Origin of the sequence: Providencia heimbachae ATCC 35613, assembly GCF_001655055.1 — a bacterium.
Taxonomy (GTDB): Bacteria; Pseudomonadota; Gammaproteobacteria; order Enterobacterales; family Enterobacteriaceae; genus Providencia; species Providencia heimbachae.
In genome coordinates this window covers 25,871-40,529 of sequence record NZ_LXEW01000016.1, presented here as the reverse complement: position 1 = coordinate 40,529, position 14,659 = coordinate 25,871, and the positions used below count along the sequence as shown (strand labels likewise).

Below are 14,659 nucleotides of genomic sequence, written 5' to 3'. Positions count from 1 at the left end.
TTGAAAGCGTTAACGAAACAAATGCATTAATGGGATAAATAGTTTGCAAATGCTTTAGTTTGGGGGGTGGCGAAATGGCTCGCATCCCCTTGCTCTACAATATGACCATTTTCCATATACACCACGCGACTTGCTGTTTTACGTGCGATTTCAACTTCGTGGGTTACAATTACTTGGGTGATACCAGTAGCAGATAACTCGCGAATAATATCAACAACCTGCGCTGTAATTTCTGGGTCAAGCGCCGCTGTTGGTTCATCAAACAGAAGGACTTTTGGTTCCATCATTAAAGCTCTAGCAATCGCAACGCGTTGTTGCTGACCACCCGACAAATGGAGTGGATAGCGTTCGGAAAACTGCGATAAGCGTAGGCGCTCTAATAGTTTAGAGGCTTTTGCTTGGGCTTCTTGCTTTGATAATTTTAATACACGGCAAGGGGCTTCAATCAGGTTATCCATGACACTGAGATGCGGCCACAAGTTGTATTGTTGGAAAACCATTCCCACATTTTGGCGTAACTCACGGATAGCTTTCGCTTCTGGCGCAGAGGTAAAATCAAAATGTTGACCCACAATGTTCAGGTTACCTGAACGTGGCATCTCCAATAAGTTTAATACCCGCAGCAAAGAACTTTTGCCGGCACCGCTTGGACCGAGTAATACCATGGTTTCCCCAGCAGAACACTCAAGATTAATATCAAAGAGTGCCTGATGAGAACCATAGAAACAGTTTATGTTTTTTAATTGAATGCTCATGCTTACCAATAATATCCTTTTCAACTACCGCGATATTAATCCTGTAAGCATATTTATGCAATAAAATATGCATAAAAATTTGGTTTTTACGCTAAAATTATTCTGACTTTGAGGACAGATGCGCTGTTTGTTGCTGTGCAGCAAGTTGTTTGTCCCGCTCGAAGGCTAACTCACTAATACGCTTAGCCATGCCTTTAAAAATAAATAAATGAGCTGGCATCATGGCAAACCAATACAATAATCCGCAAAAGCCAGCAGGGTGCCACCAAGCTCTAACGTCGATAGAACGGCGACTCCCGCTATCGTGAATGGTAAATGTTAAGCGACCTAATCCAGGTGCTTTCATGCCAAACATTAAACTCAGTTGCTTGTTAGGTTCGAGATTAATCACACGCCAGCCATCGATTTCATCACCCAGCTGCAGCTCTTCGCGATCAGGTCGGCCATATTTGACTTTATTCAACATCATATCATCCATGATAGCGCGCGTTTTCCATAAGCCATTGGCGTAGAAGTAGCCTTCTTTTCCACCAATCTGTTGAATGACATGCCAAAGAGACTCTGAAGATGCCGTCGTTCCTAATGTTGAACCTGCTTGCTTTGGATAGAACCCATAACCTGGACGCCAGCGTTTTCTGACTTCAGGATCATAACCCCAATCGGCATTATCAACGGCTGCGGATTCTTCTGCCAATGTCGCCCTTACTGCATCATCAAAGGAAATGAGCGTTTGTGGGATCAACTCGCGTAGCGCTTTATCATCAGCAGGAAGATCGTGTTGTAATCCTTGAATTAATTCTTTCGCTATCGACGGTGGAACCGAGGTGATCAAACTAATAAAATGGACGGAGATCATACTGACAGGGATTGGGATCGGCACCAGTAAACGACGTTTTCCACTGACTTTAATAAAGCGCTTAAACAGTTCTTGATAGCTAATATATTCAGGGCCTGCGGCATCAAAAATACGATCGTCAGTAATTGGCGTTTGAGCAATCTGCGTTAAGTAATGCAGAATATTTTCCAGTGCAATAGGGGATGATTTTGAGCGAACCCAACGTGGTGGCGTTAAAATTGCGAGGTTATAGACCATATCTCGCATGATTTCGAAGGCAGCTGATCCCGAACCGACAATGATTGACGTGCGAACCTCGGTCACTGGCACTTTACTTTCTCGCAAAATATCACCGGTTAGGCGTCTTGCAATAAGGTGAGGGGAATAGCTGTGACCATGCTGTAATGCACTAAGATAAATAACATGTTTAACATCTGAGTCATCAAGAGCTTGTTGTACGTTTCGCGCCGCTGTGCGTTCACGTTCAATTAGGTTTGCTTGATCCGCCATGCTATGGACAAGAAAATAAACTGTATCGATTTCTTTCATCACGCCCTTGAGTGTTTCAGGGTCATGTAAATCAACATAAATACAGCGTGCATCTTGCCACCCTTGAGATAGCATCCAGTCTACACGTCTAGCAGCAGCTGTAACTTCATGGCCTTCATTTATCAGCTTAGGGATAAGATTCTGCCCAATATAGCCGCTAGCGCCTAGCACTAATACACGTTGTTTGTCAGTCATGTTAATTTCCTGTTTCACGCAAATTAACGGCTATTGTGACTGAAATTCTACTTATGTAAAGAATGCCATGAGAATTGGCGTAATAAGACTTAATACGAAGCCATGAACGATAGCGGCCGGAACAATCGAAACACCACCGCTACGTTGTAAAACCGGGAGTGTGAAGTCCATCGATGTTGACCCACAAATGCCAAGCGCGGTAGAACGGTAGCGGTTAATAATCAAAGGGATCAGCATGATAGCAGCGAGTTCTCTGGCGAGATCGTTAAAAAAGGCGGCGCTACCCATGACGGGACCATAAGCATCAGTGAGGACAATGCCCGTTAACGAATACCAGCCAAATCCAGAAGCGAGAGCAAGACCGACTTTGACGGGTAAACCGAGTAAAACCGCAGCAATAGCACCTCCAGCTAAGGCACTGACACCCATGACGACAGCAATAGTTGTCCCACGGCGATTAATGAGAATTTGTTTGATACTCATACCGCTATTACGAAGCTGAATTCCCACTAATAATAGCAGCAGCATCAACGCGATTTGGCTTCCTTTATCTGCATAATGCAGGAATTTAAATCCCGTTAAACCAATAAGAAAACCGAGTAATAGCACGCCACACAGTTGCAAAGATTCCAATACCATTTTAATGCGAGAGGGGGGCTTTTCTTGCTTATGTTGTGGAATTGTCCACGGATCGAGTTTATCCAGTAATAATAATGAAATTAGGTTTAAGGAAAAAATGCAGCCAAAAAAGGTTACGGCATAAATCAAAATAGAAACTAAGTGGGCACTTAAGTTTTCAAGTAACGCAAGGGTAATTCCCATTAAAAATAAAATCACGTACACCATCGAGTTAAGAGAGCGATGAACGATATGGAGCATGTTTTTATTTTTTATAGAAATTAAATAACCGAGTGTTAACGGTAGAAGAATAATTAGTAATCCTGAATACATTTTAGCATCCTTATAATTTATCCCATTAACAATGACTTATGGCAGCATATCTTCAACGATATCGATCGAAACATGCAAGTAATTTAGCGTGTGATGCTAAAACGCTTTTAGTTACAAACGTCTTTTTATCTATTAGATAACTAAAAGTAGGGTAAAAACACTAAAAAATAAAGTTTAACCATTTTATAACACTAAAAATAGATGCTCAATACAGTTGTCTATTTTGTTGTGAATTTTTTATTTTGCGGGTGCTCTTATAGTAATGCTAAAGGTTAATGAGTAAGCTTTATCTATTCTATGATACCTAAGATTATCTAGGGGTTGTTACTAGTCAACGCTTAGGATTATCTTGATAAGATGGATTGGTTTGCGACTATCGCGAATGAGCGTAGTCAACAATCCTGCAACTTGAAGTATGACGAGTACATTAAAAAACATATTACAAGGAGAGGGATATATGTATCTAGAACGTGTAGAGATATATGGGTTTAGAGGGATTAATCGACTCTCTTTGGTACTCGATAATAACACTGTATTAATAGGTGAAAATTCGTGGGGAAAATCAAGTTTACTCGATGCGCTTGATATATTACTTTCTCCAGAGCATCAAGGTTATCAATTCAATAAATATGATTTTCATCACCCTACCGGTGTTGAAGATACACGTTATCGTTCATTGCAGATTATCCTAAAATTTTGTGAAAGAAAAAAAGGCCGCCACCAATCTTTTCGATTTAAAAATTTGGCGTCAGTATGGATAGACAGCGATGATGATTTAAAACATATTTTTTACCGCGTCAGCGCAGAACTAAAAGATGATGATAGCATTGCAATTGAGCGCAATTTTTTAAACTCAGGTGGTAATAAATTATCTTTAGATAGTGTTGGTAAATATATAAAAGAAATTGTGCGGTTATACCCGGTGATCCGTTTACGGGATGCGCGCTTTTTACAAAGTTTAAACCCAGAAACTATTGTTTCAGGTAAAAAAGAAGTACGCGATGTTTTCAATAATCAAATCAAAGAATTAACTCATGCGTTGGTGGATAATCCTGAACGTTTAAGCAATGAAGATTTAAGTGATGGCGTTGATGCAATGCAGCAATTGCTGAGCCATTATTTTACTGGGCAAAGTAGTCATGTATTTAAGCTTGATGACAGCATCATTAATTTAGAACCGCGTAAACGTGGCTGGAAAGCACTCGATAATATTAATCGTTTGGTGGCAAAGCCAAACCAACGCAATATTCGATTAATTATCCTTGGGATGTTTTCATCATTACTTCAAGCCAAAGGGAATATTACCCTTGATAAATATGCTCGCCCATTAATTATTGTCGAAGATCCTGAAACTCGCCTCCACCCAATAATGCTATCCATTGCATGGGGTTTATTAAACCTGTTTTCATTACAGCGTATTACAACCACGAATTCCGGTGAATTGTTATCACAAGTCCCTGTTGAAAGCCTGTGCCGACTAGTTCGAAACTCAAATAAAGTTTCAGCGTATCGTTTAAATGAAAATGGTTTGAGTACAGAAGAACTGCGTAAAATTTCCTTTCATATTCGTTTCAATCGCCCCTCTGCATTATTTGCCCGTTGTTGGCTATTGGTTGAAGGCGAAACGGAAATTTGGCTGATGAGTGAGTTTGCAAGACAGTGTAATTATTTTTTCGAAACGGAAGGAATAAAAGTTATCGCTTTTGCGCAAAGTGGGCTGAAGCCATTATTAAAATTCGCCAATAAAATGGGTATAGAATGGCATGTGCTTACTGATGGAGACGAAGCAGGGCGAAAATATGCTGCAACAGCGACACATTATGCTAATAAAATGAACGACCCAGATAGGGATCGTCTGACCATGTTGCCTGCACCGGATATGGAACACTTTCTGTATCGTGAAGGGTTTAAAAGCTTATATCATGAAATTGCTGACATCCCTGAAAATGCAAGGGTTTCAACACGTCGGGTCATTCTAAAAGCCATTTCCCGTACCTCAAAACCGGATATGGCATTAGCAACGGTCAACCGTTCAGCAGAATTAGGACCCGATTCAATTCCAATACAGCTGAAAAATATGTTTTCACGGGTGGCTTGGTTAGCGCGGGGCAAAGCTTAGCGGTGACTTGAGTTATTTTGAGTATGTGTTGGCTGTTAAAAGCGCGGTTGGGTATTGATTATAGAGACTTCTCTTAGCTATCTGAGAAGCATACTGCGGTATGCTTCTTTGGATAGTATCGCATATGCGGCATTTCTCCCAAATTATGTTTAGCCTAGGTGATTGAAACTTATCGAAAACGATGGGTTATAATCCATAAGTCAATTATTAATATATAGTATGTTTAACTAAACGATAAATTACCTGCTATATCATTTTTCTCAGAAAGGGCGTGTTGCCCTCTTTTTGTCATAGGAATAATTTCTTGATGAAGTCAAAATCAAAAAAAAGATGGTCAATTTATATCGCGATCATTTTGATTGCACTTGGTACGACTTGGTTTTTTTTAAGTGGTGAGCAAAAAGAAGTCTTTCAGACTGTTGATGTTACTCGGGGTGATCTCGATAAACAGGTACTGGCTACCGGAAAGTTGGATGCTGTGCGTAAAGTTGACGTCGGTGCTCAGGTTAGTGGGCAATTACAAGCGTTATATGTGAAAGAAGGCGATAAAGTCAAAAAAGGTGACTTGCTGGCGGTCATTGACCCGAAAAAAGCCCAAAATGATGTCACTGAATCACAAGAAACGACCCATGAACTCGAAGCAAATTTATCATTGGCTAAAGCGGAGCTGAAACTCGCTGAAGTGACCTATCAACGCCATCTGAGCTTAGCGAAAATGCAAGCGGTCGCTCAGCAAGACCTAGATAAAGCCAGAACCGATGTTGAAGTGAAAAAAGCACAGGTTGTGACGTATCAAGCGCAAATTAAGCGTAATCAAGCAACATTAGATACGGCAAAAAATAATCTACAATACACACAAATTACAGCCCCAATGGATGGCATTGTTACTTTTATCAAAACATTACAAGGCCAAACTGTCATTGCTGCTCAAGAAGCACCGACAATTTTAACCCTTGCTGATCTCAATACTATGCTGGTGAAAGCAGAAGTCTCTGAAGCGGATGTGATTTACTTAGAGCCGGGGCAACCTGCATCCTTTACAGTTTTAGGTGCGCCAGATAAAAAATTCTCGGGGGAATTGAAAGATATTTTACCCACCCCAGAAAAAATTAATGATGCCATTTTTTATTATGCTCGTTTTGAAGTGCCTAATCTTCAGCATTTATTGAAATTACAAATGACTGCTCAGGTCATCATTGAGCTAGATTCACGCAAAAATGTATTGTTATTACCGCTTTCAGCTTTAGGGGATGAAGTTTCACCCCAAGTGTATGAGGTCGAAGTGCTCAAAGATGATAAAGCAGAAAAAAAACAAGTTGAAATAGGCAGCCGCAATGATGTTTATGTTGAAGTCGTTAAAGGATTAGATGAAGGCGAAAAAATTATTGTTGGCCGTAGTGGTACGGAGAGCTAATGATGCCGGCATTATTAGAGCTTAAAGGGATAACTCGGCGTTATGGCGAAGGTGAAAACGAAATAACCGTGCTAAAGGATGTTTCGCTTAAAATAAACGCCGGTGAGATGATTGCGATTATTGGGGCATCGGGTTCCGGTAAATCAACATTGATGAATATCATTGGATGCTTAGATAAGCCATCTTCTGGGGAATATCTTGTTGCTGAACAAAATTCAGCCACTTTAGATAATGATAGCCTTGCCGAACTTCGCCGAGAACACTTTGGTTTTATATTTCAACGCTATCATTTACTCAGTCATCTAACAGCAGAACAAAATGTTGAAATTCCTGCCGTTTATGCAGGAGCAGGTAAGGCGCAACGACGAGAACGTGCTGCGAAATTACTCCATCGACTCGGGCTTGGTGAGCGCATCGATTACCGGCCTAGCCAGCTGTCCGGCGGGCAGCAACAACGCGTGAGTATTGCTAGAGCATTGATGAATGGCGGGCAAGTCATTTTGGCCGATGAACCAACAGGCGCTCTCGATAGTCACTCTGGTGAAGAGGTGATGAAAATCTTAAAAGACCTCTGCGCTCAAGGACACACGGTTATTATCGTCACTCATGACCCAAAAATCGCACAACAGGCTGAACGCATTGTGGAGATAAAAGATGGTGAAATCATTAGTGATTCAGGTGGTGTATCGACGCAACGCGTTAAATCTATAGCAAAATCATCTGTAAGAAAACTGACCATAGGGCAAGTTTTTGGGCGCTTTAGCGAAGCTTTGCTAATGGCATGGCGAGCAATGGTCGTCAATAAAATGCGCACGTTGTTGACAATGTTAGGAATTATTATCGGTATTGCCTCCGTGGTTTCCATTATGGTTATTGGTGATGCCGCGCAGGGTATGGTACTTAATGATATTAAATCCATTGGAACAAATACCATCTCTATCTATCCTGGAACCGATTTTGGTAGTGATGATGCTGAAAACCGTCAATCACTTAAAGCCTCAGACATTGACGCTATTGCGAAACAACCTTATGTGCATGCAGCTTCAGGGGTACTGTCAAATACAACGCGTTTACGCAAAGGAAACTTAGATGCGCCCGCTCAATTATCAGGGATAGGGCGAGACTATTTTAATGTCCATGCGAATAAATTTGCAGAAGGAATGAGCTTTTCAAAAGATATGGTCGATAGACGATCGCAAGTTGTTGTGATTGATGCGAACACTAAGCGACGTTTCTTTCCACGACAGGATAAAGTGATTGGTGAAACCTTGCTTATTGGTAATATGCCCGCAACTATCATTGGCGTGCTAGAGGAGCAAAAATCAGCCTTTGGTTCCAATAATAGCCTCTCTATTTGGCTACCCGATACGACAGTGAACAGTAAAATCCTAAATCGCCCTTATTACGATACGATTGTTGTGCGAGTGAACGAAGGGGCTGATGCGCAGGTGGCTGAGCAGCAGTTGAATCGTTTGCTAGCTTTACGTCATGGCAAGAAAGATACATTTACCTTTAACCTTGATACTTATGTTAAAGCCGCAGAAAAAACCACCCGTACCATGCAGTTATTCCTCACGTTAGTGGCTGTTATTTCATTGGTGGTTGGTGGTATTGGCGTGATGAATATTATGCTCGTTTCTGTGACTGAACGAACTCGCGAGATAGGTATTCGCATGGCGGTTGGGGCGCGAACGAGCGATGTGATGCAACAATTCCTTATTGAAGCCGTTTTAGTGTGCTTAATGGGGGGATTGATGGGGATTGGTTTATCCTATGGCATCAGCTTAATCGCTCAAATGGCATTGCCTGGGTGGACATTTTCGTTTGATCCTATTGCCTTACTCAGTGCCTTTCTTTGCTCTACTGCTATTGGTGTTATTTTTGGTTTTCTTCCAGCACGTAATGCGGCAAAGTTGAATCCAATTGATGCATTAGCAAGAGAGTAATCAATATATTATTTGCCAAAAATCTCATCCTCGACCTTTTACTGGTTGAGGATGAGATAGCTCATTATGTTATTTCAGAACCTTAAGTAACGCTTGCATATAGCCCATGGCATAAGCCATTCCTGCGTGCCATGGGGCATCGCATGCCATTTGAGGGGTATGATCAGGGATTAATACTCCTGTATAGTTATTTTCTTTGAGAATAGTTAATATTTTTAACATATCAATATCCCCTTCATCAATGAAGGTTTCATGGTAGTGGGGGACTTTACCTTTAACATTTCTAAAATGCACGTAAGCCATCGCATCTTGACTCGCATATTGTTGCACAGCCTCATAAACATTACCTTCTGACATTTCAGCAATGGTTCCAAGGCAAAATTCTAATGCGTTTGATTTGCTTGGATTTATATCAAGTAATTTCTGATATAAATGGGGCTGATTAACCAGCCTTGGTTGCCCTCTAACGAAGTCTAATGGCGGATCATCTGGGTGAGCGGCTAAACGAACACCCGACTCTTCTGCGACAGGAATAATATTGTTTAAAAAACATGTTAATCTTTCCCAGAGTTGTTTTGTTGTTGTTTCAGGGCGGTAACCATCACCTTGGCTACTAATGCTCATATTCCATGCCATATTATTAGGCATGGGTTTTAAAATATCTTCAGTGATCCCTGACAAGCCAACTGTTTGTGCGCCACCTCGCGCTTTATTTTCTATGACTCTACCAGCAACCCCTGCCAAGCTAAAATTATATCCAAAGACAGGAATACCAGCTTTTCCGACATTTCTAATGATATTTTTGACGATCTCAAGTTGATCTAATTTTTTAGGCCCATCAAATAAAATATCATCCCAATGACAAGGATCGAAATTCTCGATGGCGTAAAATGTTAAGCCAAATTCTTGCATTCGATCTCGGATTTTGATTAATTCTTCGATTGACCAAATATCGCCAATAGCGGTTCCCCAACCTTCATTGTCACCGATCGGTTGGTCACTACGCGAGAATCTATCATTGTTATTAAAGTAATCGACCATATGGACAACGATATGTGTTGCACCACATTGTTTTGCAAAAGCGTAGTGTTCATCATTAAGCATATGCCTATATAAACCAAATCCTAGTTTCATAATCATTAACCTTTTTGATTAGATATTTCTTAGTTATTGAGATTGAGAGGTTTAACATACAGTGCGACACTAATAGCACCGACTACACCGATTCCACCTGCGACAAAAAATGCAATGCTATACATTCCAGACCATTCAATTATATAGCCTGTAATAATTGGACCTATTATGCCGGCAATATTAGCCATGGAGTGTACAAATCCACCTACAGCCCCTATATTATTTTTTGCAACGGTATCTTGTAATATTGCCCAATAGGTTGTGGCAGATAGATATAGAAAGAATATTCCAAATGCCATTAATGCTACGGCGCTTTCAACACTAGTAACATTGCCAACAAGAAACACAAGAATTGCGGATATTCCTAAGCAACTCACTAAAACAATTTTTCTTGAAAACAAAGGTTTATTTGTTTTCTTTAAAACATAGTCACAAAGAATACCTCCTAAGGCCATCCCAATTGCTCCTAATAGCCAAGGTATAACACTTACTATACTCATATCTTTTATACTAAGGTTTTGAACATTAGATAAATAGCTTGGAAACCAAGATAGAAAGAAAAATAAAATATAGTTTAGACTAAAGAATGCAAGTGTGGTCGCTAATATCGTTGGGCTTTTTATATAAAAAGATAATGGTTTGGAAATATTGTTTATATTTTTTGAAGTTGTATCTTTATCATCATTTAAAATATAATCCAGTTCTTCTTTCGAAATTTTATTATGTTGCTCTGGTTTATCTTTAGCAATTTTCAACCATCCAATTAGCCATATAAAACCAATTGCGGCAAGTATGAAAAATGCAACACGCCATCCTGTCGTGATTATTAACATTCCCATTATTGGACCAGCTATAGCACCACCGATCGGATTACCTGCAGTTGCTACGCCGATAGCTGTAGCAACTTCTTTTTTGGGAAACCAGTTATTAACCATTTTATTAAGTGTTGCGGCAAAGGGACCTTCGGCAGCACCAAATAACGTACGAATAACGAGCATTGAAATAAAACCAACAGTTATTCCGATCATACCGCAAAATATAGACCAAAGTGCCATGCTTATTGCAAAAACTTTTTTTGGACCGTATTTGTCTGATGCATATCCACCAATGAAATTAAATAGAGCGTATCCAATTGAAAAACTGCTAAAGAGTATTCCCATTTCGCTTGGTGTTAGATTTAAATCTTTAGAAAAAACGGGTGCTGCAATAGCAAATGCAGAGCGATCCATATAGTTTATCATTCCTCCAAGAGAAATGAATAAAACTAAATTCCATCTTATTTTTTTAAACATAAATCACCTTTAAAATAATAACATGCCCATTTATGATTATTTGAAAATAAAATATATAAATTTATGTTTTTATTACATAACACCAAATTTATTATATGCTTCAACCGCACTCATTCCTTTAGCTATTTCTTGCTGAACTTTATTTTCCATTTTTTGTTTTTCAAATGCTTTTTCAATAACGTAGGTTTCTACATTTTTAGGAATGATTAATACTCCTTCTTCATCTGCAACAATTAAATCTCCAGGTTCAATTAAAATATTATTAATTTTAATTGGGACTCGATAATCTAATACTTTTCCTCTAATCTTTTGATCTTGTGCGTAGCTACCTAGAGAAAATACAGGGAAGTCTAGATCAAGTATTTCTCTTTTATCTCTTGAATAGCCATAAATAATGGCGCCCGCGGCATTAAGTTTTTTTGCCCGTGTTGTCATTAATCCTCCCCATAAAGCATAATTATGTGAGGATCCTGACGCGATATATACTTCACCATCTTTTAAGCTATCTAATGCTTCAAACATAATACCAAAATCTTTATTTCCTAATGGGCCATTAGATTTCACATCTGGAGGTAGCATATAATCGGATTCAAGTACGGGCATAGCTCTACCCACAATTTTCATATCTTCAGATAATGGCTTCAGTATAGGTGGTAAGAACTGATGCTGTAATCCTAATTCGTCCAAAATATCACCTAGCAGAGCCACTGGTAGGGTACTTTTAATCTTATTAAATAGTTCGTTATCGACATTCATATCATTCTCCTATTAATATCCACATTCATCTATCTTACTATCAACCTGTCATACAGGCTAACAGTCTGGCTTTAATATTGAAAGAGGGGTAATATAGGATCTGTGATAAGACTCTAATTTTATTATTTTCTTAAAATAGAGTGATTGTCTTATTTTTTATTTTAAATTAAATAGATAATGATGTTATTGAGGGTTTTAAATTGCATCCTTTAATTGAAAAACAAACTCTTTCAGAGCAAGTTAGAAGCTATGTTTTATCTTTAATTTCTCAATCTAATCTCAATCCAGGTGATGAAATACCAAGTGAAAAAGAGATAATTGAACGTTTAGGTGTTAGCCGAGGGGTTGTTAGAGAGGCTTTTCAAAGTCTTTCAATATTAGGTATTTTAGATATCAGTAGTGGAAAAAAACCAAAGATACAAAAATTAAACTCAAACCCGTTAGAAACTATTTTTAATCATGCGATAGTTACACAGCAGGTTAACTATCGCCAAGTTTTAGAGCTTAGGCGTGCCATTGAAGTTGATTCTGCCGTATTAGCGGCAATCCATGGTAATAAAAATGATTATATTCATTTAAGAAAAATTACCGATAAAATGCAGCAATCTCTTTTGGTTTCGAATGATTGGGATCTGTTTATTCAAAGTGATATTGCTTTTCACTTGGCATTAGCTGAAATATCTCAAAATCCGTTATATGGACTGATGCTAAAAGCGCTTAGAGGTGCGTTAGGTGGTTCTATATCCGCAGGATTATTGAATCAAAACAACCATGAAGAGCATAAAAAAATAATCGACATACATTTTGATATTTTATATGCAATTGAAAGAAAAGATCATGTCGGTACAGGATTGAAAATGGATACTCACTTTAAATTAACAATGGATAGTTTTTAAGAACAGGTACCCATAGAGATTTTATGTATTCAATTGTTTCGGTATGGCGAAGGGAATGCTTATTTCCTTCGCTGATGTTTTGTTATCAATAGGAATATATTCAAAATAATAGCTCACTTTCTATATAATAATTCCTTAAGTTTTATATTTTCTCATGAAAATTTCACTCAAGAATAGTCCTATTTAATGGAACACGTCTTTTTTTGTCAAATTCTGCTAATCTAATGAGTGAATTTTAACCTGTTCATTTATCGGTCTATTTTTTTTTACTTCTCTGTATTTCAACATTCAATTAATTAACTCATAATAAAAAAACATCTGAAAAGATAAATTCTACTTGCGATTTGGTATCGATCATGGATATTATTTGCATATAGAATAAATGAAACCTAGTTCCATCTAATGGAACTTATAATAAGCCAGCTAAATAAAGCAAAGACAACCACACAGCAGGTGCAATATATGGCGAATAAAGTAGGTGAAGATTATTCTTTGGCTCGAGTACCTCAAAGTGCTCGTCGACCATTTTATGAAGTGTTGATTCTACGTATTGGGGCGCTAGCTTGTGTTTCGCAAGTGATGTTAGGTGCAGCTCTCGGTTATGGATTAACGTTTTGGCAGGCGTTTTGGGCCACTATGCTAGGTTCTGTAATTTTACAGGTCGTTAGCTGGGGTCTTGGAGCGGCTGCTTGCCGTGAAGGAATGTCAATCAGTCTACTTTCGAGATGGGCTGGATTTGGTAAGTTAGGCTCTGCATTAATTGGAGGTGCGATTGCAATCTCCTTAATGGGGTGGTTTGGCGTACAAAATGGCTTCTTTGCGGATGGTATGTATAAAGCGACTAACGTGCTAACACCAGGGACTTGGTCACTTATTACAGGTATTGCGGTGACAGTTATAACAGTATATGGGTATCGATTTTTATCTATTACTGCCAATATCTCAACGCCGCTATTTTTATTTGCATTAGGTTGGGTAACTTATAATTTATTATCGGGTCATGACATTAGCACATTGATTAATGCAACCGAACCTGCCGGACCACTTATGACAATGCCTGCCGCAATTACGATGGTTGCTGGTGGGTTTATTATCGCGGCTGTGACAACACCAGATATTAGCCGCTTTATGAAGGGACCCAAAGATGTGTTTTGGATGACGCTTATCGGCACATTTTTTGGTGAACTTTTCGTTAATATGATTGCTGTTTTGATGGCACTGGCATTACGAACTAGCCAAGTGTTCGATTTGATGATGGCGTTGACAGGCTTACTTGGCGCATCAATTGTTATCTTCTCAACAATCAAGATGAATGATATCAATCTATATTCATCATCATTAGGCTTTTCTACCTTACTTAATGCGATTTTTAATAAGCATTTTGACCGTCGTTACCTGACTTGGGTTATCGGTATTTTCGGTACAATCGCATCAATGTTAGGCATTTTAGATAATTTCATCGGTTTCTTAATCTACTTAGGTATCGCAATTCCACCGGTTGCCGGCATTATGGTCGTGGATTATTATTTACTAAAACGTGATAGAAAAGAATTAGATATCACTCGCGAACAAGGCATTTTACCGCCAAGCTGTGAAGCTTATAACCCGATTACTCTTTTTGTGTGGTTATTGGCGGTTATCGTTGGTTGGGCAACCTCTGAGTTGGGGCCATTTAATGCTGACTTTGGTGTACCTGCATTGAACTCGTTGCTGACTGGTGCGGTAATTTATTGGATTGCTATGCGCTGGCAAGCGAAAGTTAAAGGTGTAGATACCGTTCATTTTCGCAAAGTAAAACACGTAGACTAAGGGTTTTG

At 39.0% G+C, this 14,659-nt stretch carries 11 protein-coding genes; 5 read left to right on the top strand and 6 right to left on the bottom strand.

The window, feature by feature from the left end:
* Positions 1-26 precede the first annotated feature (26 nt).
* The 3 genes from artP to M998_RS05000 form a co-directional block, all read right to left on the bottom strand.
* The gene (gene artP, locus M998_RS05010) at positions 27-755 is read right to left on the bottom strand and encodes an arginine ABC transporter ATP-binding protein ArtP (protein WP_068907872.1); all 729 of its coding nucleotides are present in this window, start codon (positions 753-755) and stop codon (positions 27-29) included.
* A 97-nt stretch (positions 756-852) separates the two neighbouring features.
* A complete protein-coding gene (locus tag M998_RS05005; RefSeq protein ID WP_068442073.1) occupies positions 853-2,334 on the bottom strand; it encodes a DUF2867 domain-containing protein in 1,482 nt (493 codons plus the stop codon).
* Between the two features lie 51 nt (positions 2,335-2,385).
* Positions 2,386-3,285, bottom strand: a complete 900-nt coding sequence (locus tag M998_RS05000) for a LysO family transporter (protein WP_068442074.1) — start codon at positions 3,283-3,285, stop codon at positions 2,386-2,388.
* Positions 3,286-3,742: 457 nt separating this feature from the next.
* Between M998_RS05000 and M998_RS04995 the strand changes: the two genes are divergently transcribed.
* From M998_RS04995 to macB, 3 genes are all read left to right on the top strand, one after another.
* Positions 3,743-5,404 (top strand): ATP-dependent nuclease, encoded by a 1,662-nt coding sequence (locus M998_RS04995; protein ID WP_068442079.1) that lies wholly within the window; start codon positions 3,743-3,745, stop codon positions 5,402-5,404.
* A 307-nt stretch (positions 5,405-5,711) separates the two neighbouring features.
* Positions 5,712-6,818, top strand: coding sequence for a macrolide transporter subunit MacA (gene macA / locus M998_RS04990; RefSeq protein ID WP_068907870.1), 1,107 nt, complete (start codon positions 5,712-5,714; stop codon positions 6,816-6,818).
* Positions 6,819-6,820: 2 nt separating this feature from the next.
* Entirely contained in the window at positions 6,821-8,764 is a 1,944-nt protein-coding gene (gene macB / locus M998_RS04985) for a macrolide ABC transporter ATP-binding protein/permease MacB (RefSeq protein WP_068907978.1), read from the top strand.
* A gap of 69 nt (positions 8,765-8,833) precedes the next feature.
* Here macB and M998_RS04980 read toward each other — a convergent pair whose 3' ends face one another.
* From M998_RS04980 to M998_RS04970, 3 genes are all read right to left on the bottom strand, one after another.
* The gene (locus M998_RS04980; protein ID WP_068907869.1) at positions 8,834-9,898 is read right to left on the bottom strand and encodes a mannonate dehydratase; all 1,065 of its coding nucleotides are present in this window, start codon (positions 9,896-9,898) and stop codon (positions 8,834-8,836) included.
* Between the two features lie 29 nt (positions 9,899-9,927).
* Positions 9,928-11,190 carry an MFS transporter gene (locus M998_RS04975; RefSeq protein ID WP_068907867.1) on the bottom strand — a complete coding sequence of 421 codons (1,263 nt, stop codon included), beginning with the start codon at positions 11,188-11,190 and terminating at the stop codon, positions 9,928-9,930.
* Between the two features lie 72 nt (positions 11,191-11,262).
* Positions 11,263-11,946, bottom strand: coding sequence for an RraA family protein (locus M998_RS04970; protein ID WP_068907865.1), 684 nt, complete (start codon positions 11,944-11,946; stop codon positions 11,263-11,265).
* A gap of 200 nt (positions 11,947-12,146) precedes the next feature.
* Between M998_RS04970 and M998_RS04965 the strand changes: the two genes are divergently transcribed.
* The gene (locus M998_RS04965) at positions 12,147-12,842 is read left to right on the top strand and encodes a FadR/GntR family transcriptional regulator (protein WP_068907863.1); all 696 of its coding nucleotides are present in this window, start codon (positions 12,147-12,149) and stop codon (positions 12,840-12,842) included.
* Positions 12,843-13,304: 462 nt separating this feature from the next.
* Positions 13,305-14,651 carry a purine-cytosine permease family protein gene (locus tag M998_RS04960; RefSeq protein WP_068907861.1) on the top strand — a complete coding sequence of 449 codons (1,347 nt, stop codon included), beginning with the start codon at positions 13,305-13,307 and terminating at the stop codon, positions 14,649-14,651.
* The last annotated feature ends 8 nt before the right edge of the window (positions 14,652-14,659 follow it).

Coding starts and splice junctions, on each gene's coding strand:
- artP (WP_068907872.1), bottom strand. CDS start 755: ATGAGCATTCAATTAAAAAACATAAACTGTTTCTATGGTTCTCATCAG.
- M998_RS05005 (WP_068442073.1), bottom strand. CDS start 2,334: ATGACTGACAAACAACGTGTATTAGTGCTAGGCGCTAGCGGCTATATT.
- M998_RS04995 (WP_068442079.1), top strand. CDS start 3,743: ATGTATCTAGAACGTGTAGAGATATATGGGTTTAGAGGGATTAATCGA.
- macB (WP_068907978.1), top strand. CDS start 6,821: ATGCCGGCATTATTAGAGCTTAAAGGGATAACTCGGCGTTATGGCGAA.
- M998_RS04975 (WP_068907867.1), bottom strand. CDS start 11,190: ATGTTTAAAAAAATAAGATGGAATTTAGTTTTATTCATTTCTCTTGGA.
- macA (WP_068907870.1), top strand. CDS start 5,712: ATGAAGTCAAAATCAAAAAAAAGATGGTCAATTTATATCGCGATCATT.
- M998_RS05000 (WP_068442074.1), bottom strand. CDS start 3,285: ATGTATTCAGGATTACTAATTATTCTTCTACCGTTAACACTCGGTTAT.
- M998_RS04960 (WP_068907861.1), top strand. CDS start 13,305: ATGGCGAATAAAGTAGGTGAAGATTATTCTTTGGCTCGAGTACCTCAA.
- M998_RS04970 (WP_068907865.1), bottom strand. CDS start 11,946: ATGAATGTCGATAACGAACTATTTAATAAGATTAAAAGTACCCTACCA.
- M998_RS04980 (WP_068907869.1), bottom strand. CDS start 9,898: ATGAAACTAGGATTTGGTTTATATAGGCATATGCTTAATGATGAACAC.